The following is a 21,423-nucleotide window of genomic DNA, read 5'->3' on the forward strand; positions in this document are numbered from 1 at the left end:
CGGTTGCCTGTGGGACCGTTAGGCCCAGGGGTATTCCCGACCTTGGCCGTCTCGGTGTTTGATCCCGCGGTGTGGTGATATGGCTGAGCACCATGCTGCGAGGGACGCGCTCTGGTCCGGGTTCCCCCCGGAAGCGGGGCACTCCGTCGCGCGATCCGGTGACGTGAAGAGAGCGTAAGGGCGCTGGCCCGGCGCTGCGGCGTCAGCCCGGCAGCTTTGCCAGGGCGGCGGCGTCGCGCCCGACCATGGGGGCGAGCTGGGGCATGCCCTCGGCCTTCATTCGTTCCACCAGCCCGACCTTGATCTTCGGGATCAGCCCGGGACCGGCATAGACGAGGCTCGAATAGAGTTGGAGCAGGCTGGCGCCGGCCCGGATCTTGGTCCAGGCGGCCTCCGCCGAGTCGATGCCGCCGACGCCGACCAGGGGAAGCTTTCCGTCGACCCGCAGATAGGTCTCGGCGAGGAGACGGGTCGCCGCCGCGAAGAGCGGCCGGCCCGAGAGGCCGCCGGTCTCGCGGGCGAGGCTCGCCTCGCGAAGGGTCCCGGGCCGGGCGATGGTAGTGTTGGACACGACCAGACCCTGGACGCCGCGCCGCAGGGCGGTGGCCGTCATCGCGTCGAGGGCGTCGAGGGTGATGTCGGGCGCGATCTTCAGCAGGATGGCGGTGGCCGGATGGGTCGTGTCGCGGGCCTCGACCACCCGGGCGAGCAGCTCGTCGAGGAAGGCTTCGCCCTGGAGGTCCCGCAGGCCGGGGGTGTTCGGCGAGGAGACGTTGACGGTGACGAAATCCACCAGCGGCGCCAGGGCGCGGGTGCAGGTCACGTAGTCGGCGAGGCGGTTGGTCGAATCCTTGTTGGCACCGATATTGACGCCGACGCGCCCCGGCCGGCCCTGGCGGGCGGCGAGGCGGCCTCGCACCACCTCGAGGCCCTCGCTGTTCAGGCCGAAGCGGTTGATGACCGCTTGGTCCTGTTCAAGCCGGAAGACCCGGGGGCGGGGATTGCCCGGCTGCGCCTTCGGAACGACGCCGCCGACCTCGACGAAGCCGAAGCCGAGTCCGAGCAGGGCATCGGGCACCTCGGCGCCCTTGTCGAAGCCCGCCGCGAGACCGACCGGATTCGGAAACCGGCGGCCCAGGGCCTCGACGGCGAGGCGTGCATCGTCGGCCGGCGGCCGGCGCGGGGGCAGGGCGGCGAGGCCGCGCAGCGTGAGATTGTGCGCCGTCTCGGCATCGAGGCGGTGCAGCAGGGGCTTGGCCAGGGGGAAGAGGGCGCCGATCATGCCGGGCGTCCTTCGGCTTGGGGGCCCGCGCCGGCGAGGGGGGCTGCGCCGAGATCGCTCGGGAAGACGTGGCGCCCGTCGGCCCCGAGGGGCAGGTCGGTCACGGACCGGACGGCCTTCAGGTCTAGGACGGCGTAGAGGTGCGGGAACAGATCGCCCCCCCGCGACGGTTCGTATCGCAGGGCCGGCCCGAGATCTTCGGCCTCCACGGCGACCAGAACGAGGTCCTCGACGCCGGCGAAGTGGCGGGCCGCGGTCTCCCCCACCTGAGCGGCGGTGGAGAAATGGATGTAGCCGTCGGTGCGGTCGATCGGGGCGCCCTCGAAGCGGCCGATATCCTCGGCCCTGCGCCAGAGGGCCCGGGGGGAGATCTTGTAGATGAGCGCCATGCCCGCTCCGTACCGGGTTTCGCAGGGCCGATCAAACGCCGCCGCGACGTCCGAAACTGCAACCTCACGGACTAAGTTGACATCATGAGTTGCCAGGACCCGGGGATGAAGCGACCGGCTGAATCGGCAGCCTTCGCACCATTGCCATCCGAGTAGAATAGTTCTACTTTCCTAACTCTAGGCTGGACGTCTTACCCGTAATACGCTTTGAGCTTTCGATGCTGTCTCATGAACAGATTTGGACCGCAATCGACCGCCTAGCGGAACGTCACGGATTCTCCGCGTCCGGTCTCGCTCGGCGGGCCGGGCTGGACGCGACGAGCTTCAATCGCTCGAAGCGCATCGGCCCCGATGGCCGCAAGCGCTGGCCCTCCACCGAATCGGTCTCAAAGGTGCTGGCCGCCACCGGGGCGAGCCTCGACGAATTTCTCCGTCTGATCGAAGCGCGCGATGGACCGCCGCGCACCATGATCCCGCTGATCGGCATGACCCAGGCCGGCGCCGGGCGCCTCTTCACCGACGAGGGCATGCCCACCGGCGGTCCCGGCTGGGAGGAGATCGAGTTTCCGGACCTGGCCGACGATCGCGCCTTCGCCCTGGAGGTGCAGGGCGATTCGATGGCCCCCCTCTACCGCGACGGCGACGTGCTCATCGTCTCGCCGACCGCCGGGGTCCGCAAGGGCGACCGGGTGGTGGTGCGGCTCGTGGCCGGCGAGGTGCTGGCCAAGGAACTGAAGCGCAAGACCGCACGCACCATCGAGCTCGCCTCGCTGAACCCGGACCATGTGGACCGGGTCGTCAACGTCAGCGACATCGCTTGGATCGGCCGGGTGATGTGGGTGCGCCAGTAGCGTCTCCGGCGCAGCTTTGCCGTTCTCCCGGTTGGGGCTATGCCTTGCGGCCGGAGGGGCCGCGTGCCCCGGATCGGCGGACAGGCCATGGCATCGCCCCGGACGGACGATCACCCTGCGGAAAGTGCGCCGGAGGCCGGCCTCGCCCGACTGCTGACCGCCTCGGCCGTGCCGGCCGCGCTGCTGGCGCCGGACACGCCCGGCAGCCGCATCCTCCTCGCCAACCGCGCCCTCCGCGACCTCGTCCGCCGGCCCGCCGATGCGCCCTCCGACGGTGACCTGCGCGACTGGCTCGGGCTCGCCGGTGATCGGGACTCCGGCGCCACCTTCGCGGCGGCTCTCTCCGGTGGGGCGCCCGAGGGCGTCGAGGTGCTGGCGCGCCCGGGCGGCGGTGCGGCATTCTGGGTGCAGGTCTACCTCGTCCCGGTTCCGGAAACCCCCTACCGGCTGGCGCAGGTCGTGGACGTCACCCGCCGCCACGACGCCGAGGGAGCCCTCGCACTCTCCCGTCAGCGCGAGGCGCTGGGCCTTCTCACCAACAGCGTGGCCCATGAATTCAACAACTTCCTCCAGATCCTCATCGGCTACATCGACGGGCTGAAGCGTCGTCTGGGGGACCGCGACGAGCCCTTCATTCAGCGCGCCATCGTCCGCTCAACGGACGCGGCCGAGCGCGCCACCACTCTGACCCGCCAGCTCCTGGCCTTCTCGCGCCGCATCGCGCCCGATGTCCGCCCGGTCGACCTGAACGGGCTGATCGAAGCGTTCGGCGCCCGGACCGGCCCGACGCTGCCGGCCCGGATCACCCTGGAGACCCGGACCACGCCGGGGCTCGCCTGCGGCCTCAGCAACCCGACCCAGATCGAGCTCGCCCTCAACCACATCGTGGCCAATGCCTGCGAGGCCATGCCGGCGCCCGGGCGCATCGTGATCGCGACCTTCGCTGTGCCCCCGGGGGACCGGGCCCTGCAGCGGCCCGGCGACGGCGCCGTCGGCATCACGGTGACCGACGAGGGCCAGGGCATGTCCCCCGAAATGGCGGCCCGCGCCCTCGCGCCCTTCGTCACCAGCCGCGAGGCCGGTCGGGGTGCCGGGCTCGCCATCGTCCACGGCCTCGTGAAGCGCCAGAACGGCACGGTGTCGATCGACTCGAAGCCCGGTGAGGGCGCCACGATCCGGATGGTGTTCCCTGCCGCGCTCTGAGGGGAATCCAACAGGATTCTGCCAAGAACAGCGGACTAAAACTCCGGCGCGAACGTCACCATATCAGGAGCGGCGTCATCGCCGGACTTCCCAGTTGTTCACCAGAGGCGTTTTCATGCTCACCTCCACCACTCGCCGGAAGCGCGCGGCATCCATCCTCGCGCTCGCCGCGACGCTGGTTCTCGCAGCGCCCGTCGTCGAGGCGCGTCCCGGTAGCGGCAGCAGCGGTGGCATGGGCTCGCGCGGCTCGCGCACCTACGCGCCGCCCTCGGCCACCACCACGGCGCCCGGCGCCCCGGCCCCGATCCAGCGCTCGCAGACCCAGCCCGGCCCCGCCATGGGCAATCCCGGCATGAACACCGCCGCCCAGCCCGGACGGCGCTTCGGCGGCGGCTTCATGGCCGGCCTGCTCGGCGCAGGCCTGCTCGGCGCGCTCCTGGGCGGCGGCTTCTTCGGCGGCCTCGGCGGCATCGCCTCGTTCCTCGGCTTGATCCTCCAGGTCGGCCTCGTGGTCCTGCTCGTCTCCTTCGCCGTGCGCTGGTTCCGCCGGCGCCAGGGCCAGCCGGCCGCGGCCGGCCTGTCCCGCTCCAATCTCGACGGCGCCGGCGCGAATCCGGGCCCGTTGGGTGGCGCACCCCTGGGGGGCACCCCGACGGGCGGCGGCTACGGCAACGCCCAGCGCGGTCCCGCACCGGTCCAGCCTGCACAGGCGCGTCCGGTCCAGATCGGACCGGGCGACTTCGAGAGCTTCGAGATCGCCCTCAACGACGTGCAGGCTGCCTATGGCCGTGAGGATGTGGCCGCGCTCCGCAACCTCGCCACCCCGGAGATGGCCGGCTACTTCCTTGAGGAGTTGCGCGCCAACGAGGCACGCGGTGTCGTCAATCGGATCTCGGACGTGAAGTTGCTGCAGGGCGACCTCTCCGAGTCCTGGGGCGAGGGCAATGCCGAGTACGCCACGGTGGCGATGCGCTACGCCATCAAAGACGTGACTCTCGACCGTAAGACCCAGCGGGTCGTCGAGACCGGCGAGCCCGAGGCGGTCGAACTGTGGACCTTCGTACGCGAGCGCGGCGGCCGCTGGATCCTCTCGGCGATCCAGCAGGGTCGCTGAACGACCGACATCGGCGATGAGCCGCTGAAACGAAGGGCCCGCGCGGAGATGTCCGCGCGGGCCCTTCCGCGTTTCAGGAGGCGGCGATCAGGCGGGCCTGTAAACCTGCGCCATCGCCACGAAGGCCGAGACCGGCACTTCCTCCGCCCTTGCCGTCTCGGGGATGCCGGCCGCGTCCAGAAGCCGGGCCGGATCGGGCACCGCCGCCTTGAGGCTCTGACGCAGCATCTTGCGCCGCTGCCCGAAGGCCGCCCGGGTGATCGCCTCCAGGGCCTGAACCGAACAGGCCAGCGGCTCGCGCCGGGGCGTCAGCCGCACGATGGAGGACGTCACCTTCGGTGGTGGCACGAAGGCCGAGGGAGCCACGTCGAAGAGGATGTGGGCCTCGGTCCGCCAGCCGCAGAGGACGCCGAGGCGGCCGTAATTGGCGCGGTCGTCCTGGTCGGCGACGATGCGCTCGGCCACCTCGCGCTGGAACATCAGTGTCAGGGAATCCCACCAGGGCGGCCAGGCTGCGCTGGCGAGCCAGCCCACCAGCAGGGGCGTGCCGATGTTGTAGGGCAGGTTGGCGACGATCCGTACCGGCCCCGTGCCGATCAGCGGCACCGGGTCGAAGCTCAGGGCATCGGCATCGACCACGTCGAGGCGCCCCGGATAGTGCGCCGCGATCTCGGCCAGCGCCGGAAGCGCGCGGGGATCGCGCTCGATGGCGATGACCCGGGCGGCGCCCTCCGCCAGGAGCGCACGGGTGAGGCCGCCGGGGCCGGGGCCGATCTCGACCACGGTCACGCCGTCGAGCGGGCCGGCCGAGCGGGCGATCCGTCCCGTCAAGTTGAGGTCGAACAGGAAGTTCTGCCCGAGCGCCTTCTTGGGCTCCAGGCCGTGCCGACGCACCACCTCCCGCAGGGGCGGCAGGCCATCGGTGCTGGTGCTTCCGTCCTCGCTCACGCGCCGGCCTTCACGAGACGGGCGGCGAGGCGGAGCGCCGCCATCAGGCTGTCGGGTCGGGCGATACCCTTGCCGGCGATGTCGAAGGCGGTGCCGTGGTCCGGCGATGTCCGGATGAAGGGCAGGCCGAGGGTGACGTTCACGCCCTCGTCGAAGGCCAGGGTCTTGATCGGGATCAGGGCCTGGTCGTGGGTCGGCGTCAGGGCCACGTCGTAGGTCTCCCGGGCCCGCGCATGGAACAGGGTGTCGGCGGGCAACGGCCCGCGGATGTCGATGCCTTCGCTCTGCAACTGCAGCACCGCCGGCTCCAACACGTCACGATCCTCCGTGCCCATGGTGCCGTTCTCGCCCGCATGCGGGTTGAGGCCGGACAGGACGAGGCGCGGCCGGGCGAGACCGAAGCGCCGGCGCAGGTCCTCCGCCACGATGCGGGCGGTGCGCAGGACGAGATCCTGCGTCAGCAGGTCGGGCACCCGCCGAAGGGCGACGTGAATGGTCACCGGAACCACCGCCAGGGTTTCGCTCCACAGCATCATCACGGGAAGCGGCGGGATCTCGCCGGGCTCCACCGCGCAGGCGGCCAGGAACTCGGTATGGCCCGGATGCGCGAAGCCGACCTGCGTCAGGACGTACTTGGCGATCGGGTTGGTGACGAGGGCGGTCGCCGCCCCGGCACGGACGAGGGTCACCGCCGTGGTGATCGATTCCAGCGTCGTACCGGCATTGGCGGAATCCGGCCGGCCCGCCACGGCATGAATGGCGGCGCCGCTGGGAAGGGCCATCACCGGCAGGGCGCGCCCGAAGACTTCGGTGGCGAGATCCGGGCCGACATCCGCGATGGGAACTCGCAAGTTCAGTTCGCTTGCCCGCCGCTCGATGAAGGCGGGGTCGCCGATCAGGAAGAAGGGCGGCAGCCCGGGCCCGGCGTCTCGCAGGCGCCAGGCCATGAGGGCGAGTTCCGGTCCGATGCCGGCCGGATCTCCGAGGGTGAGGGCGATCGGCCCGTGCAGGCTGCTCACCGCAACACTCCGTGTCGTTCCAGGGGCCAAGCCGCCTCAGCGGACCGTCGAGATGCCGTCGGCCGTGATGGCCGTGTTCAGGTTCTGGCGGAAGTCCGCCTCGCCCAGGGTCTTCAGTTCAAGCCGGAGCAGGACGGTCCGGTTGCGCTCGCTGGTGCCGAGGGCCGCCGCCACCGGCGAGACGATGTAGTTGACCGACACCGTCGTGCACTCGTCCTGGTATCCCCCGCCGATGCTCATGCCCGAGAGATAGGCGCGTCCCGGGTTGCGGTAGACGGGCGCGTCCCCGACGGGGTTCGCGAGGTAGGAGGCGTAGGCGGTCTGGAAGTTGTCGCGCACGTCGAGGTAGTGCGACAGGTCCACCAGGGCCGAGCCCGTGACGAACCAGTTCGGCGTCACGTGATAGGTGGCCGAGGCGGTGACGCCCTCGCGACGGTTGGCGAAGCCGAGGGCGGGCTGGGCCTTGTAATAGGAGTAGAACGCCGAGAGGTCGATCGGCGCGAAGGGAGCGAGGCGGGCGATCACGCCGGTCTCGACCCGGTTCACGCCGAGATCGGCGTGATCGAAGCGCCCGCGGGTGATGAAGGTGATGTGCTGGTTGGGCGACAACTGGAACCGGCCGACGAAGTCCGAGGCCCGGCTGTCGAGGCCGGAATCGAGGCCGACATTGGCGATGTCGCCGCGGCGGAACGAGTTCACGCCGGCGATCTGGATCGATTCGCCGAACATCACGTTCGCGTACCAACCGGCGGGAGTCACGACGGAGTACTGCGCGCCCAGATTGGTGCGCATGCCGCCCTCGACCCGGTCGTAGCCCGAGAACTTGTCCCACTCGAACAGCGAGGTGTCGTCGAAGATCAGGCTCTGCGCGTCCTCGTTCGGCAGCCGGCCGATCCGCGTCTCGCTCGGTCGCGCGATGACCTGCGCGATCGGCTCGATCGTATGCACGCCCAGCGGCCCGAAATTGCTGACGAACGGGTAGCGGTAGTCAATGCCGACGGCGGGCAGGACGCGCCCCGAGAAATCCGCGTCCTGCGTCGCGATGTTGGCGGACAGGGCGTTCTGGTAGCCGGAGGTGCGCGGGTCGACGAAGAACGCGTCCGTGCGCAGGTAGGCGAAGGGCGTGAAGACCTGGCCGACGTCGTCGATGAAGCTGCGGCGCCAGGACAGCTGGGCCGAGGCGCGGGTGTTCGTGCCGGCGAGGCCCCGGATCACGCACTGGCCGCGCGAGAAGGACGTGCATGTCTCGTAGAGGTAGTAGGTCCGGCCATTGATGGTCGGCGTCTGGAGATAGGCCGTCGGGCTCTGAACGGCCTGGAAATCCGTCGCCCGGCGGGTCAGGCTGGTGATGTTGGCCTCGAACCGCACCTCGCCGCCCAGGAAGCCGGGTCCGTTGATGCGCTTGTCGTAGTCGATCACCGGCGCGACGAAGGGCTGCTCCTTCTGCCAGTCGAAGCTCGACAGGCCCTTGAAGTAGTAGCCCCTCGCCTCGAACCACGAGCGATCGCCCTGACCGATCAGGTAGGCGGTCGACACGGCCTCACGGAAATAGTCCGTGGTGATGCTCTGGTTGCGGATGCGGTAGTTGTCGAGGAACCACTTGTCGGTGACGCCGACGACGTCCCAGCCCGTGCGCCAGCGGTCGTTGATGTAGAACTGGCCCTTGGACTCCACCGAGCCGCGGAAGTCGCGGTCTCCCGCCCCGAGGGGGCCGGGCAGGAAGGCACTCGGCGTGGTCTGGAAGATGCCGGAGAGGCGCAGGTTGTAGGAGCCCGTCTCCAGCCGGTGCCGGAACTCCGCCTGGCCGAGGACGCCCTGATTGCTCAGGAAGGCCGGCGACAGCGTCAGGTCGTAGTTCGGCGCCAGGTTGACGAAGAACGGGGTCGCGAGACCGGAGCCCAGGGCCGTCGAAGTGAGGAAGCGCGGCGTCAGGAAGCCGGTCTTGCGCTTCACCGTCGGGTCGGCGGTCTCGAAATACGGCAGGTAGGCGACCGGGATGCCGCCGATCTCAAGGGTCGATTCCTCGAACGCGACGGTGTGGGTCTGATTGTTGTGGACGATCTTGGTGGCGCGGATCTGCCAGAGCGGCGGCGTCTCCGGATTGTTCTTGCAGGGTTCGCAGGCCGTGTAGGTGCCGTAGTCGAAGCTGGTGCTGTCGCCCTCGATCCGCTCGGCTCGGGGCGCCGAGAAGCGGGTGCGGACGGTCTGCCCGTTGAGCTGGACGCTCTGCTGCACCCGGAGGGCGTCGATGAAGCCGTTCTTAAAGTCGTCGGTGAGCTCCATCTTGGAGCCGGTGACCACCGCGCCCGACGCCTCCGTCAGGCGCACGTTGCCCTCGGCGAAGACCCGGCTCGCCTTGCGGTCGTAGATCACCCGGTCGGCCTGCAAGGTGCGTGGGCCGTAATGCAGCTCGGCGTTGCCGCGGGCCGTCACCGTGTTGCGGTCGTTGTCGTAGACGAGCTCGGCGGCCTCCACGAGAAGGCGCTCGGCCGGCTTTCCCGAGTCCGGCTTGCCGGCGTCCGCCTTCGGGGCACTGGCCCGCGGGGCCCCCTGGGCGAGCGCCGGCCCGCCGGTCGCCGCGGGGGCGACGGCCGTGAGCAGCGCCACGAACCCCGTGGCCAACGTGATGTCGGCGACCTTACGCAACGCCAGTCCCAACTCCTGCCAAGGCCTGCGCCCCTTCGCCACCACCGAGTCCGACATCAGCCGTCCTCCTGATAGAGAAGCGTGAGCGTACCAAGGAGACTCCCTACCACGGCCGGGAACCACGCCGCCACAGCCGGCGTCACGATTCCCGAGGCACCGAGGCCTTCCAGCACCTGTCGGGCGACGTACAGCACGAACCCCGCCGCGACGCCGCTCAGCACCAGTTTGCCGACACCACCAAAGCGGAAGAACCTTAAGGAAACGCTGGCCGCCACCAGCACCATGGCCAGGAACAGGACGGGCCGCGCCAGCAGGACGTCGTACTGGAGGCGGTACCGCGTGGCGTCGAGGCCGGCCCGCTCGGAGCGTGAGATGGTCTCCGGCAGTTGCCAGAAAGGCACGGATTCGGGCGGCGTGAAGCGCTGGCGCACCTGCGAGGGCACCAGGGTCGAGGCGATCAGGTAGGTGTCGAAGGTTTCGGCAGGCTGGCCCTTGGCCATCACCCGGGCTTGGCTCAACTCCCAGTAGCCGTCGTGCAGGCTAGCCTTGGCCGCCTCGATCTGCGCGGTGAAGATGCCGGCCTCGTCGAAGGCGAAGACCGAGACGCCGGCCAGCGTGGTGGTGCCCTCCACCGCGGTGTCGGCGCGGATGATGGCCTGCCCGTCGAGGCTGCGCTGGCGGATCCAGAGATCCTTACCCGAGTTGGCCTTGGTCGAGCGGGCGAAGATTTTCGCCTCGATCTCGGTGGAGCGCTGCTTCATCAGCGCCGAAATCGGATTGTAGACCCCCACCGTGAAGGCCCCGATGGCCAGCGCCACGAACACGCCCGGCTGCAGGAACTGCCAGGCCGAGATGCCGGCGGCCCGGGCCACCACCAGTTCGAGCTTGCGCGAGAGCTGGAGCAGGGCGGCCATCGAGCCGAACAGGATGGCGAAGGGCAGTACGCCCTCGGCCACTGCCGGGGTTCGATAGAGCGAGAGCTGCGCCATCAAACCTGTGGACGCGCCTTCGGCGTCCCCGGCGCGTCGCAGGAGTTCGACGAAATCGAGGGTGTAGACCAGCGTGAAGACCGTGAGGAACACCCCCAGGATCGTGCGCACGAAGCGCATCGCGAAGTAGCGGCCAAGGGTGGCGCCGATCAGCATGGCGTCAGCTCCGCCTCACTGCACGCCGAGGCGCGGGCGCCGGCCGAAGCGGCCGACGAGCCCGGTCGCGGCCCGGCCCACCCGGGCGTTCCAGTCCCGCACCGCCGCGCCGTTGAAGATGATCACCGCCGAGATCAGGATGGCGAGGAGGGGCACGGCGTAGACGGCCACCACCGCGCCCGGACTGCGCGCCGCCGCGCTGGAAGCCGCGAAGCCGCCGATGCGCACGACCACCACCGCGAGGACGGCGCCGGCCACCGCGAGGCCGCGCCCCTGGCGGGTGGTGCGCGGGTCGCCGAGAGCCGCGAAGGCGATGAAGGTCAGGGCCAGCGGGTAGAGCCAGGACGAGAGCCGGTCGTGCAGCTCGGCCCGGAAACGACCCTTCTGCTGCTTGTAGTAGGTCTCGCTGGTGTCGGGGAACAGCAGCTGCGCCGTGGCGCGTTCGCGCGGCTTGTAGACCAGCTCGGCGTCGGGCGGCGTGAACGCGGCGAGGTCGACGGTGTAGCGCTCGAAGGTGATGATCGAGGCGTCGCGGGAATCTTTCTGCTGGCGGTGGATGCTGCCCTTCTCCAGGGCGAGATAGCTCTGGCCGCCATAGTCCAACGCCTGTCCGCGCTCGGCGAGGTAGACCACCGACTTGCCCGCCTCGCGCTTGTCCTGGATGAACAGGCCGAGCAGGGCGCCCCCCGGGCCGCGCTCGCGGAAATGGAAGGTGATGCCGCTGTCGAGGCTGGTGAACTGCCCCTCCTTGACCACGTTGGCGATAAAGTCGCCGCGCACCCGGGTCAGCACGTCGCGCAGTTCCTGGAACGACGATGGCATCACCTGGATCGTCAGGAAGGCCACCGCGAGGCTGACCGCGAGGCCGAGGCTGAGGAAGGGGCGCAGGATCTGCCGCGGTCGCATCCCTGCCGCCGACATGACGATGAGCTCGGAATCACCGTTGAGCTTGTTCAGCGCGTAGACGACGGCGATGAACAGCGCCACCGGAGCGATCACGGTGATCAGGGTCGGCAGCGAAAGACCGGTGATGAGGAAGAAGATGACCAGGGTCTGACCCTTGGCGGTGATGAGGTCGAGCTCGCGCAGGGCCTGCGTCACCCAGATCGTACCGGTGAGGCCGACGAGGCAGGCGAAGAAGGCCCCGAGCGCGATTTTGAAGATGTAGCGCTCGATCTGCGTCATGGGTTCTCGTGGATCGGCGTCTTGCGGATCGCCCCCCGCATCGCCCGGCGAGGCCTCGGCCCCACCCGTTTGTATCCGTCCCGCCCCCCGGCCGTCGACTCCGATCCGGGCGCGCCGATTCGGGCGCTTTCACGGCCGTCCGGTCGCGTTGCGTTCTGTGCCTCAACAGGTACACAGAAGCGCCGGGAGTGGCACGTCCGATGCCGTGCCGCTCCGCACATCCTGCACGCACCACTTCGAACGCACGGTTCGTTCGAGCCCAATCCTCGGAAAGCTAGCGTCATGGCGGACGGAATTACGATCGCGTTCGGGCCCCTCGGCCCGGTGGGCCGGGGCGACGTCGTCCTCTTCGTCGGCGACGATCTCGCCCTGGCTCCGGCCGTGGCCCAGGCGATCGGCGGCGGCGTGGCCGATCTCGTCGCCCGTGCCGCCGCCAGCGAGCGCTTCAAGGGCAAGTCCCTGTCGGCCCTGGCACTGCCCGCACCCGCAGGCCTCGACGCCGACCGCCTGGTGGTGATCGGCCTCGGCTCGGAGAAGGACCGCGCCAAGATCGACTGGCCTGCGCTCGGCGGCTTCACCGCCAGCAAGGTCTCGGGCCGGAACGCCCAGGCCGCCCTGATCCTCGCCGGTCTCGATGTCACGGCCGAGAACGCTGCCGATTTCGCCCTCGGGGCCCGCCTGCGCCACTACAGCTTCGACCGTTACAAGACCAAGAAGAAGCCCGAGGGCGAGGATGCCAGGGCCACCGCGCTGACCCTGATGGTGGCCGATGGCGCCGCCGCCGAGGCGGCCGCGAAGGTCTCGGAGGCGGTCTCCGACGGCGTCATCCTGGCGCGCGAGCTGATCAACGAGCCGCCGAACGTCCTCTATCCGGAGGAGTTCGCCCGCCGGGCCGAGGCGCTGACGCAGCTCGGCGTCGAGGTCGAGGTTCTCGGCCCAGGCAAGCTGGAGGCGCTCGGCATGCGCGCCCTCCTCGCCGTGGCGCAGGGCTCGACGAAGGAGGCCCGCGTCGTGGTGATGCGCTGGAACGGCGCCGCCGACCCGGCCGAGGCGCCCCTGGCCTTCATCGGCAAGGGGGTCTGTTTCGATTCCGGCGGCGTCTCGATCAAGTCCGCCGGCGGCATGGAGGACATGAAGGGTGACATGGGCGGAGCCGCCTGCGTCGTCGGCACGATGCACGCGCTCGCCAGTCGGAAGGCGAAGGTGAACGTCGTCGGCGCCATCGGCATCGTCGAGAACATGCCGGATGGCAACGCCATGCGCCCGAGCGACATCATCACCTCGATGTCGGGCCAGACCATCGAGATCATCAACACCGACGCCGAGGGCCGCCTCGTCCTCGCCGACGTGCTCTGGCACATCCAGAGCGCCTACAAGCCGAAGTTCATGATCGACCTCGCGACCCTGACGGGGGCGATCATCGTCGCCCTCGGCCAGGACATCGCCGGGATGTTCTCCAACGACGACGCGCTCTCGGCCAAGATCACGGCCGCCGGCGAGGCGACGGGCGAGGCCGTGTGGCGGATGCCCCTGATTCCGGCTTACGACAAGGCGATCGACTCGAAGTTCGCCGACATGAAGAACTCCGGCGGCCGCCATGGTGGCGCGGCGACCGCGGCGTCCTTCCTGAAGCGCTACGTCAACGACGTGCCCTGGGCGCATCTCGACATCGCCGGCGTGGCGATGTCCTCGTCGGCGAGCGAGATCAACAGGAGCTGGGGGGCGGGCTGGGGCGTGCGCCTGCTCGACCGCCTGGTGCGCGACAACTACGAGGCCTGAGCCGCGTGCTGCCGGCCGTGACTCCGCTGGCGGCAGCGCTCCTGGCGATCGCGCTTACTTTCGCTACGGGGTTCGACCAGCGGGTGGCCATGCCGCCCGAGCTCGACGCCCGCTTCTACGGCTTCTTCCTCGATCGTTACCCGCTCTTCGCGGTGGCCATCGTCTACGGACTCGCCTGCCTCGGCCTGCGGATCCTGCGGCCGGGATCGGCCGGCTGGCCCCGCCGCCTCATCGGCGGGGCGCTGGCCGTGGCCCTGTTCCTGGCAGCCTGCCTCTATCCCACCTTCGGCGGCGTGGCCCTGCGCCTCGCCTTCGCCAGCGGCGGCACCGCCTTCATCACGCAGCAGCCGATGCCGGCGGCCTACGCCCTCGGATCAGCCCTCGCCGCGACGGTGTTCGGAAGCGTCCTGGGGGTCGGCGCCCTGCTGATCGGCAACGGTCCTGCGGGTCGATCCCAGCCCCGGCGCTGGATGCGGGCCGCGGTCGACGTCCTGCTCCGGTACCTCGCCCTCTGGTTCGCCCTGGCCATGCTGGGCTTCGCCCACGCGGCGGGGTTCGGCATCTGGCCGCGCCGATCGATGACTATCGGGGATGCCCTGTTAGCCGGTACCCTGGCCTGCATCGCGTTTCTGCCGCACCTGAGTTGCAACGGGCTGACGACGCGGCAGGATCGTTTGCGCCTGTCCCGCGCCGACGCTTGATCCCGCCGTCGGAATGCCCGAGGATAGTTTAGGTGTGAACTAAGGAGGCAGGAAGCCGCCGGGTCGCATCGCAGGGAGGATCGACATGGCCGAAACCCGGAGCGCTGTGCGCCCGTGGCTGTCCGCGTATCCGCCGGGCATTCCCGCTGAGCTCGATGTCGACGGCCTCGGAACGCTGGTCGACCTGTTCGAGGAGTGCACGGCGCGCTCGGCCGCGCGGCCCGCGCTGGAGAGCTTCGGAGCCCGCATCTCCTACGCGGCCCTCGGGGCGTCGGCGGAGGCCGTCGCCGCGTGGCTGGCGGCGCAGGGCCTGACCAAGGGGGATCGCGTCGCCATCATGATGCCGAACGTCGCCGCCTATCCGGCGACGATCTTCGGCGTGCTCCTCGCCGGCTGTATCGTCGTCAACGTCAATCCCCTCTACACGCCGCGCGAGTTGACGGCGCAGCTGAACGATTCGGGCGCGCGCATCCTCTTCGTCCTGGAGAACTTCGCCCATACCGTGGTGCAGGCCCTGCCGGACCTCGCCCTCGACCGCGTGGTCCTGGCCGGTCCCGGCGACGGCCTCGGCATGAAGGGGCGGCTGATCACCCTGGTCTCGCGCCATGTGAAGAAAGCCGTTCCGGCCTATCGCTTGCCCGAAGGACTCGCGGTCCGCTTCGACGCGATGATCCGCGCGGGCACCGGCAAGCCGAAGGTCCGGGTTCCCGTCGTGCCGGACGACTTGGCGTTCCTGCAATATACCGGCGGGACCACGGGGGTCGCCAAGGCCGCGATGCTGACTCATCGCAACATCATGGCCAATGTCGAGCAGAGTCGGATCTGGTTCCGCGTCTCGGCCGAGGACGGCGCAGCGCGCGTCATGGTCACGGCGCTGCCACTGTATCATATCTTCGCCCTGACCTGCTGCTTCTTCTTCTTCATGAAGGTTGGTGGCTGTTGCCTGCTGATCGCCAACCCGCGCGATGCCGACGGCTTCATCAAGACCCTCAAGGGGACGCCCTTCACCCACTTCTCAGGGGTGAACACCCTGTTCAATCTGCTCATCAACCATCCGAAGATCCGCGAGGTCGACTTCTCGAAGTTGGATTTCGTCATCGCGGGCGGGATGGCGGTGCAGGCGGCGGTCGCCGAGAAGTGGAAGGCGATCACCGGTCGCGCCATCGTGGAGGGCTACGGCCTGTCCGAGACCTCCCCGGTGGTCTGCGTCAACCCGCCGGATCTCTCCGCGTGGAGCGGCACCATCGGGTATCCCTTGCCCTCGACCGACGTCTCGATCCGAGGGCTCGACTGCCGCGAGGTGGATATCGGCGAGCCCGGCGAACTCTGCGTGCGCGGTCCCCAGGTCATGGCCGGCTACTGGAAGCGCCCGGACGAGACGGCCCACGCCACCACCGCCGATGGCTACTTCCGCACCGGCGACGTGGCGGTGTTGAACCCCGATGGACAGGTCCGCATCGTCGATCGGATGAAGGACATGATCCTGGTCTCGGGCTTCAACGTCTACCCGAACGAGATCGAGGACGTGCTCGCGAGCCATCCGGGCGTGCTCGAATGCGCCGTGGTCGGCGCGGTCAACGACGAGACCGGCGAGATGGTCGTCGCGCATGTGGTGCGCAAGGACGACGCGATGACCACAGACGCACTCCGGACCTTCGCCCGCTCGCAGCTCACCGGTTACAAGGTTCCCCGCCGGGTCGTCTTCCACGACGCCCTGCCCAAGACCAACGTTGGCAAGGTGCTGCGTCGGGCCCTTCGCGACGATCCGCCCCCTCCGTGATCGCGTTCCGCCCGTAACCTGCGGCCGCCTGCCGGCGAAGGGTGACATTGAGACGGCTTGCGCGCTCGCCGCGTCCGGCCAATGTCAGGACAACAGGCCGGCGCGCCGCGATTCGCGCTGAACGGAGGGAACGACATGAACATCAGACGCACCCACGCATGGGAGATGCCCGAACATCTCGCGACGCCGGAGAGCGTCTTCCTCGATCGCCGACGCCTGCTTGGAGGGGCCGCGGGCCTGGCGGCCGCCTCGCTGATCGGGACGGAGAGCGCCCGGGCGGCGTCCGACCCGACCGCCGATCTCTATCCGGCCAAGCGCAACGAGGCCTATACCCTCGACCGCCCGCTGACCCCGGAGAAGTTCAGCGCCGACTACAATAATTTCTACGAATACGGCACCTCGAAGTCGGTCCTGCCGGCCGCCAACGCCCTGAAGACGCGGCCCTGGACGGTGGCCATCGACGGCCTCGTCGAGAAGCCGATGACCCTCGGAATCGACGACCTCATCCGCAAGATGCCGCTGGAGGAGCGCCTTTACCGGCACCGCTGCGTCGAGGCCTGGTCCATGTCGGTGCCCTGGACCGGATTCCCCCTCGCGAAGCTCGTGGCGCTGGCGAAGCCCACCTCAGGCGCGAAGTACATCCAGATGCAGACCTTCCTCGACCGGTCGATGGCGCCGGGCCAGAAGTCGTTCCTGTATCCCTGGCCCTACACCGAGGGGCTGACCCTGGAAGAGGCGGGCAACGACCTCGCTTTCGTCGCCACGGGCGTCTACGGTAAGCCGCTCGCCAACCAGTTCGGCGCGCCGATCCGCCTCGTTGTGCCGTGGAAATACGGCTTCAAGTCGGTGAAATCGATCACCAAGATCTCTTTCGTGGCCGAGCGTCCGAAGACCTTCTGGGAAGGGCTGCAATCGGCCGAGTACGGCTTCTGGGCCAACGTCAATCCGGCGGTGTCGCATCCCCGCTGGAGCCAGGCCACGGAACGGGTCCTGGGCACCGACCAGCGCGTGCCGACCCTGATCTACAACGGCTACGGCGAACAGGTGGCCAGCCTCTACAAGGGGCTGGAGAAGGAGCGCCTGTTCGTCTGACGGGCCCTGCGGCGGGGTAGGTCGCTGCCCCGTCCGCTCAGGCGTCCCGTGTCGCTTCTAGTACGTCCAGCGCTGGGCCTTGGCCACGAGGAAGTCGCGGAACGCTTGGACACGGGCGACGGACCGCATCTCCTCCGCATAGACGAGATAGCTTTCCATGTGCGGCATCTCGGTCTCGCGCATGACCTGAACCAGGCCCGCCTGACCCTCCGCCGCGTAGTCCGGGAGGATGCCGATGCCGGCGCCGGTGTCGATGGCCTGCTGCAGGGCCGTGATGTTGTTCACCGTGAAGTGGATCGTCCGGCGCTCCTGTCCCTCGCGGCCGACGGTGGAGAGCCAGTGCGTCGCCAGCAGGTAGGACGGCTCGTTGCCGCCGAACGAGACCAGGCGGTGATTGTCGAGGTCGGCGATGGATTTCGGCTCGCCGAAGCGCTTCACGTAATCCTGCGAGGCGAAGGCGTGGTAGTGGACCGTGAACAGGCGCCGCTGGATCAGGTCCGGCTGGGCCGGACGCCGCATCCGGATCGCCACGTCGGCCTCGCGCATGGCCAGGTCGAGTTCCTCGTTGGTGAGGATGAGTTCGACGCGCACGTCCGGGTAGAGGTCGAGGAATTCGGCGACGCGCTGGGCCAGCCAGGCCGTGCCGAGGCCGACGGTGGTGGTGACCTTGAGGTCGCCGGTCGGCCGCTCGCTCGTTTCGACGAGGCGCGCCTTGGTGTTCTCCAGGCGCAGCTTCATGTCCCGCGCCGCGCGGAACAAGAGGTCGCCCTGTTCGGTCAGGATCAGGCCGCGGGCGTGGCGGTGGAACAGCGGCGCCTTCAACTCGCGTTCGAGGGCGCTGATCTGACGGCTGACGGCCGACTGGCTCAGGCCGATGTCGTCGCCCGCTCGCGTGAAGCTGCCGGCTTCCGCCACGTTGAGGAAGATGCGGATCTTGTCCCAGTCCAAGGCGTCCACTCCCGTACGCAACCCGACGCCGGCTGACCAAGCTTCCCGTCTCGCGGCGTGCGAGTCGGCTATTCGTGCCTGGCCCGAGCGACCCGGACCCTCCGGCCCACGCGGGACGTGGACGGAAAGGTGCGAGTCATGCGGGTGACGCCGACGGCTCATGCCGTCAGCGCTTAGGTTAGTGGGTCGACCTTGCGATTGTCTTGACGCCGCGCGCAAGACGCATGGCGCCGTCGTCCGCCAGAATCTTCCTATTCTGCGGCAGCTTGCTGGGGTGTTTCGCCGACTTCGAGGGCGGCAAGGTACTTCTCGGCGTCCAGGGCAGCCATGCAGCCCATACCGGCAGCGGTGATCGCCTGACGGTATACGTCGTCGGTGACGTCGCCCGCGGCATAGACCCCGGGGATCGCCGTATGCGTCGTGCCTGGCGCCGTCTCGATGTAGCCGCCGTCGCGCATGGCCAGTTGACCCTCGAAGATCGCGGTCGCCGGCTGGTGGCCGATGGCGATGAACACGCCATCCGTTCGGCGCTCCGTGATTTCGCCGGTGCGGGTGTCCTTGAGGCGGACATGGGTCACCGACGGCGGCTTCTCGCTCCCGCAGATCTCCTCGACCGCGTGGTGCCACACCACTTCGACGTTGGGGTGCTTGGACAGGCGCTCCTGCAGGATGCGCTCGGCGCGGAACTCGCCCCGGCGGTGGACCACGATGACCTTGGCGGCGAGGTTGGCGAGGTAGAGCGCCTCCTCCACGGCGGTGTTGCCGCCGCCGACCACCACGACCTCTTTGCCCCGGAAGAAGAAGCCGTCGCAGGTGGCGCAGGCCGAGACGCCGAAGCCCTGGTATTTGGCCTCCGACGGCAGGCCGAGCCACTTGGCCTGGGCCCCCGTGGCGATGATGACCGCGTCGGCCGAGTAGGTTTCGCCGGAATCGGCCTCAAGCCGGAACGGCCGGACCTGGAAATCCACCTTGGTGATGTACTCGGACACGATCTTGGTCCCGACATGCTCGGCTTGGGAGCGCATCTGCTCCATCAGCCAGGGACCTTGGATCGCCTCGGCGAAGCCCGGATAGTTCTCGACATCGGTGGTGATCATGAGCTGGCCGCCGGGCTGGAAGCCCGAGATCATCAGCGGCTCCACCATGGCACGGGCGGCGTAGATCGCGGCGGAGTAGCCGGCGGGCCCGGAGCCGATGATGATGAGTTTGGAATGGGTGTGCGCCATCGCTCTCGTCTCCTTCAGGCCCATCGCGCGCGGTGCTCGGCATAGGCCTTGGCCATCGCGCCTGCGATGACGGGCGTCGCATCCAGGGGCTGGTAGTGCAATTCCTCCAGGCGGCCGACGAAGGGCTTCAGGGCCCCGGCCATCGCGAGTCCCGCGAAGAGCCGCCTGTGGCGGATATAGGTCTTGGGCAGGTCGAACAGGAGGACGGGAGCCCCGGTGCTTACAGCCTCCCCGACCATGTTGGCCGAATCCGAGGTGACGACGATCGAATCGGCGATCGCCAGCATCGAAACATAGGGATTCGGGCTGCCACCGTCCCAGAAGAAACCGCCTTTCGTCGCCACCAAAATCCGCAGAGCGTCCCGCAGGTTCTGCGGCGTGCGCCGGGACACGGTGACCATGAGGGAACAGCCGCCCTCGGTGAGCTTGTCGAGGTCGCGCAGGAGCCTGCGCATATCCGCCGGACGATAGCTCAAATGTCGGCTGTCGCCGCCGATCAGCACCGCGATGCGGGGCCAGGGCAGGGTGGACAGGCGCGGGTCCGGGTGCGCGCGGGCCTCGGCGAGGCGCTCCGGTGTGACCTGGTGCGGCGGTGTCAAGGTGGTGAAGACGTTGGGGCCGCGCAGGTCGTCGTAATCGGGCACCCAGACGAAGTTCGCCGCGTCGTGGCCGATGCGGGGATCCTTCAGGAAGGCCGTGAAGGTGCGGCCCTTGGACGCCGCGCGAACGGCGCGGAGGTACGGGACGGACCGGCGCCCGGACGCGATCAGCAGATCGGGGAGGTGCCCGGACAAGGCGCCGCGTGCGCTGCCCGGCCGGTCCCGCGGGTCGGTCGGTCCCCAGGGTGCCATCCAGCCGAAGGGGGGGCGGGGCGCGATCCGACGGATCTCGAACGGCAGGCCGAGGGTTTCGGCGAGGCCGACGCATTGGTTCTCGTCGCCCGCCTTGCCGTCGGTGACGATCCAGGTCCTGGCCTGAGCGAGGTCGGGAAGCGGCGCAGCGGCGCCGGTGGTGGAGGGCATCGCGGACGCTGCCGACATCAGGTGATCCAGGTCAATCCTCGAGCGGCGTCATCCGCCACGCCGTCCACTCAATCCTGGGGCAGGGCGCGCCGGAGCCAGCCCGCATAGTGCTGGGCGATGGCGGTCACCCGGCGGCGCTCGGAAGCCGGGTCGTACCAGGCCCCGCCCGAACTCGACGGGACCGCGGAGAGCTGGGGATGACGCGCGAGGATCTCGCCCCGACGTCCGATGAGCAGGGCCTCGCCGTCAAGATAATCGCTCTGCGTGCCACCGCCGAGGCGGCCACGTCCGCCGTCGCCACCGGCATAGGGATTGATCGAGAGGCTCGTGATCCGCACCAGTAGCACGGGCCCGCGGCCGCCGAGCCGGTCGGCGAATTCAGCTTTCAGGGCGGAAAGCAGATCCTCACGCAGCGTCAGAGCCGGAACGCCGCCGCCGAGGGCAAGCAGGGGTCGGACATCGACGTCGACGCCGGCCAAGCGCTCGCCCCCGAGGCTCGGCAGGTCCTCGGCCCAGGCCGATCCGAGCAGTGCGACGAGACCGAGCAGCGGAGCCGCTGCCCGGAAGGGGCCCAACCGCATGGGCGGCTCAGCCGCCGTACTGGACGGCGACGACCTCGTAGGACTTTCCGCCGCCCGGCGTCGTCACTTCGACGGTATCGCCGACGCCCTTGCCGATCAGCGCGCGGGCGATCGGGGAGGTGATGGAGACCAGGCCGGAGCGCACGTCCGCCTCGGGCTCGCCGACGAGCTGATAAGTCTTCTCTTCCTCGGTGTCCTCGTCGAGGAGCTTCACCGTGGCCCCGAACTTGATCTTCGTCCCGGAAAGCTTCGACACGTCGATCACCTCAGCGCGCGAGATCATGCTTTCGAGCTCCAGGACGCGGCCCTCATTGTGGGACTGCGCCTCCTTGGCGGCATGGTACTCGGCATTCTCCGACAGGTCGCCCAGGGCGCGGGCCTCGGCGATAGCCTGGATGATCCGCTGGCGCTCTACCTGCTGGCGGTGCTTCAACTCCTCCTCCAGCGCTGCGTAACCGCGCACCGTCATCGGAACCTTGTCTATCGTCATCGTCTCGCGCCACAATGAATAA

Annotated in this window: 19 protein-coding genes; 7 read left to right on the forward strand and 12 right to left on the reverse strand. The window is 69.2% G+C overall.

Translation table 11 applies throughout. The annotated features are described in order from the left end of the window. Positions 1–202 precede the first annotated feature (202 nt). Both ASG63_RS16755 and ASG63_RS16760 read right to left on the reverse strand, forming a co-directional pair. Positions 203–1,282, reverse strand: coding sequence for a quinone-dependent dihydroorotate dehydrogenase (locus ASG63_RS16755; RefSeq protein ID WP_056218754.1), 1,080 nt, complete (start codon positions 1,280–1,282; stop codon positions 203–205). Further along, positions 1,279–1,671 (reverse strand): DUF952 domain-containing protein, encoded by a 393-nt coding sequence (locus tag ASG63_RS16760; protein ID WP_056218757.1) that lies wholly within the window; start codon positions 1,669–1,671, stop codon positions 1,279–1,281. Before ASG63_RS16760 ends, ASG63_RS16755 begins: the two co-directional genes overlap by 4 nt. A 218-nt stretch (positions 1,672–1,889) precedes the next feature. Between ASG63_RS16760 and ASG63_RS16765 the strand changes: the two genes are divergently transcribed. The 3 genes from ASG63_RS16765 (at position 1,890) to ASG63_RS16775 (ending at position 4,839) form a co-directional block, all read left to right on the forward strand. Then, positions 1,890–2,522 carry a S24 family peptidase gene (locus ASG63_RS16765; protein WP_056218760.1) on the forward strand — a complete coding sequence of 211 codons (633 nt, stop codon included), beginning with the start codon at positions 1,890–1,892 and terminating at the stop codon, positions 2,520–2,522. Positions 2,523–2,609: 87 nt separating this feature from the next. Next, the gene (locus ASG63_RS16770; protein WP_056218763.1) at positions 2,610–3,725 is read left to right on the forward strand and encodes an ATP-binding protein; all 1,116 of its coding nucleotides are present in this window, start codon (positions 2,610–2,612) and stop codon (positions 3,723–3,725) included. A gap of 115 nt (positions 3,726–3,840) precedes the next feature. Next, positions 3,841–4,839, forward strand: coding sequence for a Tim44 domain-containing protein (locus ASG63_RS16775; protein ID WP_056218768.1), 999 nt, complete (start codon positions 3,841–3,843; stop codon positions 4,837–4,839). Positions 4,840–4,926: 87 nt separating this feature from the next. Here the strand turns inward: ASG63_RS16775 and rsmA are convergent, their stop codons facing one another. The 5 genes from rsmA to lptF all read right to left on the reverse strand — a co-directional run bounded on the left by rsmA (position 4,927) and on the right by lptF (position 11,782). After that, a complete protein-coding gene (rsmA, locus tag ASG63_RS16780) occupies positions 4,927–5,787 on the reverse strand; it encodes a 16S rRNA (adenine(1518)-N(6)/adenine(1519)-N(6))-dimethyltransferase RsmA (RefSeq protein ID WP_056218770.1) in 861 nt (286 codons plus the stop codon). Beyond that, on the reverse strand, positions 5,784–6,734 hold the full coding sequence (gene pdxA / locus ASG63_RS16785) for a 4-hydroxythreonine-4-phosphate dehydrogenase PdxA (RefSeq protein WP_443189806.1): 951 nt from the start codon (positions 6,732–6,734) through the stop codon (positions 5,784–5,786). The genes rsmA and pdxA overlap by 4 nt, the downstream gene beginning before the upstream one ends. 108 nt (positions 6,735–6,842) lie before the next feature. After that, complete coding sequence (locus ASG63_RS16790; protein ID WP_443189807.1) at positions 6,843–9,452, reverse strand: LPS-assembly protein LptD; 2,610 nt, start codon at positions 9,450–9,452, stop codon at positions 6,843–6,845. A 56-nt stretch (positions 9,453–9,508) separates the two neighbouring features. Then, a complete protein-coding gene (gene lptG / locus ASG63_RS16795; RefSeq protein WP_056218780.1) occupies positions 9,509–10,597 on the reverse strand; it encodes an LPS export ABC transporter permease LptG in 1,089 nt (362 codons plus the stop codon). Between the two features lie 15 nt (positions 10,598–10,612). Further along, positions 10,613–11,782 (reverse strand): LPS export ABC transporter permease LptF, encoded by a 1,170-nt coding sequence (gene lptF / locus ASG63_RS16800; RefSeq protein ID WP_056218783.1) that lies wholly within the window; start codon positions 11,780–11,782, stop codon positions 10,613–10,615. A 282-nt stretch (positions 11,783–12,064) separates the two neighbouring features. Here lptF and ASG63_RS16805 point away from each other — a divergent pair, with 282 nt between their 5' ends. The 4 genes from ASG63_RS16805 (at position 12,065) to msrP (ending at position 17,134) form a co-directional block, all read left to right on the forward strand. After that, positions 12,065–13,561 carry a leucyl aminopeptidase gene (locus ASG63_RS16805; RefSeq protein WP_056218786.1) on the forward strand — a complete coding sequence of 499 codons (1,497 nt, stop codon included), beginning with the start codon at positions 12,065–12,067 and terminating at the stop codon, positions 13,559–13,561. A gap of 5 nt (positions 13,562–13,566) precedes the next feature. Next, a complete protein-coding gene (locus ASG63_RS16810; RefSeq protein ID WP_200941281.1) occupies positions 13,567–14,262 on the forward strand; it encodes a hypothetical protein in 696 nt (231 codons plus the stop codon). Positions 14,263–14,347: 85 nt separating this feature from the next. Next, positions 14,348–16,042, forward strand: coding sequence for an AMP-binding protein (locus tag ASG63_RS16815; RefSeq protein WP_056218789.1), 1,695 nt, complete (start codon positions 14,348–14,350; stop codon positions 16,040–16,042). Positions 16,043–16,177: 135 nt separating this feature from the next. Beyond that, the gene (gene msrP, locus ASG63_RS16820) at positions 16,178–17,134 is read left to right on the forward strand and encodes a protein-methionine-sulfoxide reductase catalytic subunit MsrP (RefSeq protein ID WP_056218792.1); all 957 of its coding nucleotides are present in this window, start codon (positions 16,178–16,180) and stop codon (positions 17,132–17,134) included. A 57-nt stretch (positions 17,135–17,191) separates the two neighbouring features. Here msrP and ASG63_RS16825 read toward each other — a convergent pair whose 3' ends face one another. From ASG63_RS16825 to greA, 5 genes are all read right to left on the reverse strand, one after another. Next, positions 17,192–18,082 carry a LysR family transcriptional regulator gene (locus tag ASG63_RS16825; protein ID WP_055956592.1) on the reverse strand — a complete coding sequence of 297 codons (891 nt, stop codon included), beginning with the start codon at positions 18,080–18,082 and terminating at the stop codon, positions 17,192–17,194. 251 nt (positions 18,083–18,333) lie between these two features. Next, a complete protein-coding gene (gene trxB, locus ASG63_RS16830; protein ID WP_056219483.1) occupies positions 18,334–19,308 on the reverse strand; it encodes a thioredoxin-disulfide reductase in 975 nt (324 codons plus the stop codon). 14 nt (positions 19,309–19,322) lie between these two features. Beyond that, entirely contained in the window at positions 19,323–20,348 is a 1,026-nt protein-coding gene (locus ASG63_RS16835; RefSeq protein WP_056218795.1) for a mitochondrial fission ELM1 family protein, read from the reverse strand. 50 nt (positions 20,349–20,398) lie between these two features. Then, positions 20,399–20,911 carry a hypothetical protein gene (locus ASG63_RS16840; protein WP_056218798.1) on the reverse strand — a complete coding sequence of 171 codons (513 nt, stop codon included), beginning with the start codon at positions 20,909–20,911 and terminating at the stop codon, positions 20,399–20,401. A 7-nt stretch (positions 20,912–20,918) separates the two neighbouring features. Next, entirely contained in the window at positions 20,919–21,395 is a 477-nt protein-coding gene (gene greA, locus ASG63_RS16845; RefSeq protein ID WP_181017364.1) for a transcription elongation factor GreA, read from the reverse strand. Positions 21,396–21,423 lie beyond the last annotated feature (28 nt).

The sequence above is a fragment of the Methylobacterium sp. Leaf94 genome (assembly GCF_001426045.1).
GTDB lineage: Bacteria > Pseudomonadota > Alphaproteobacteria > Rhizobiales > Beijerinckiaceae > Methylobacterium.

Bases quoted from the DNA above. Each gene is read 5' to 3' on its own strand.
- ASG63_RS16765 (WP_056218760.1), top strand. From the start codon at position 1,890: ATGCTGTCTCATGAACAGATTTGGACCGCAATCGACCGCCTAGCGGAA.
- ASG63_RS16815 (WP_056218789.1), top strand. From the start codon at position 14,348: ATGGCCGAAACCCGGAGCGCTGTGCGCCCGTGGCTGTCCGCGTATCCG.
- pdxA (WP_443189806.1), bottom strand. From the start codon at position 6,734: ATGGCCTGGCGCCTGCGAGACGCCGGGCCCGGGCTGCCGCCCTTCTTC.
- lptG (WP_056218780.1), bottom strand. From the start codon at position 10,597: ATGCTGATCGGCGCCACCCTTGGCCGCTACTTCGCGATGCGCTTCGTG.
- ASG63_RS16760 (WP_056218757.1), bottom strand. From the start codon at position 1,671: ATGGCGCTCATCTACAAGATCTCCCCCCGGGCCCTCTGGCGCAGGGCC.
- ASG63_RS16755 (WP_056218754.1), bottom strand. From the start codon at position 1,282: ATGATCGGCGCCCTCTTCCCCCTGGCCAAGCCCCTGCTGCACCGCCTC.
- ASG63_RS16770 (WP_056218763.1), top strand. From the start codon at position 2,610: ATGGCATCGCCCCGGACGGACGATCACCCTGCGGAAAGTGCGCCGGAG.
- ASG63_RS16805 (WP_056218786.1), top strand. From the start codon at position 12,065: ATGGCGGACGGAATTACGATCGCGTTCGGGCCCCTCGGCCCGGTGGGC.
- msrP (WP_056218792.1), top strand. From the start codon at position 16,178: ATGAACATCAGACGCACCCACGCATGGGAGATGCCCGAACATCTCGCG.
- ASG63_RS16840 (WP_056218798.1), bottom strand. From the start codon at position 20,911: ATGCGGTTGGGCCCCTTCCGGGCAGCGGCTCCGCTGCTCGGTCTCGTC.
- lptF (WP_056218783.1), bottom strand. From the start codon at position 11,782: ATGACGCAGATCGAGCGCTACATCTTCAAAATCGCGCTCGGGGCCTTC.
- ASG63_RS16835 (WP_056218795.1), bottom strand. From the start codon at position 20,348: ATGTCGGCAGCGTCCGCGATGCCCTCCACCACCGGCGCCGCTGCGCCG.
- trxB (WP_056219483.1), bottom strand. From the start codon at position 19,308: ATGGCGCACACCCATTCCAAACTCATCATCATCGGCTCCGGGCCCGCC.
- ASG63_RS16775 (WP_056218768.1), top strand. From the start codon at position 3,841: ATGCTCACCTCCACCACTCGCCGGAAGCGCGCGGCATCCATCCTCGCG.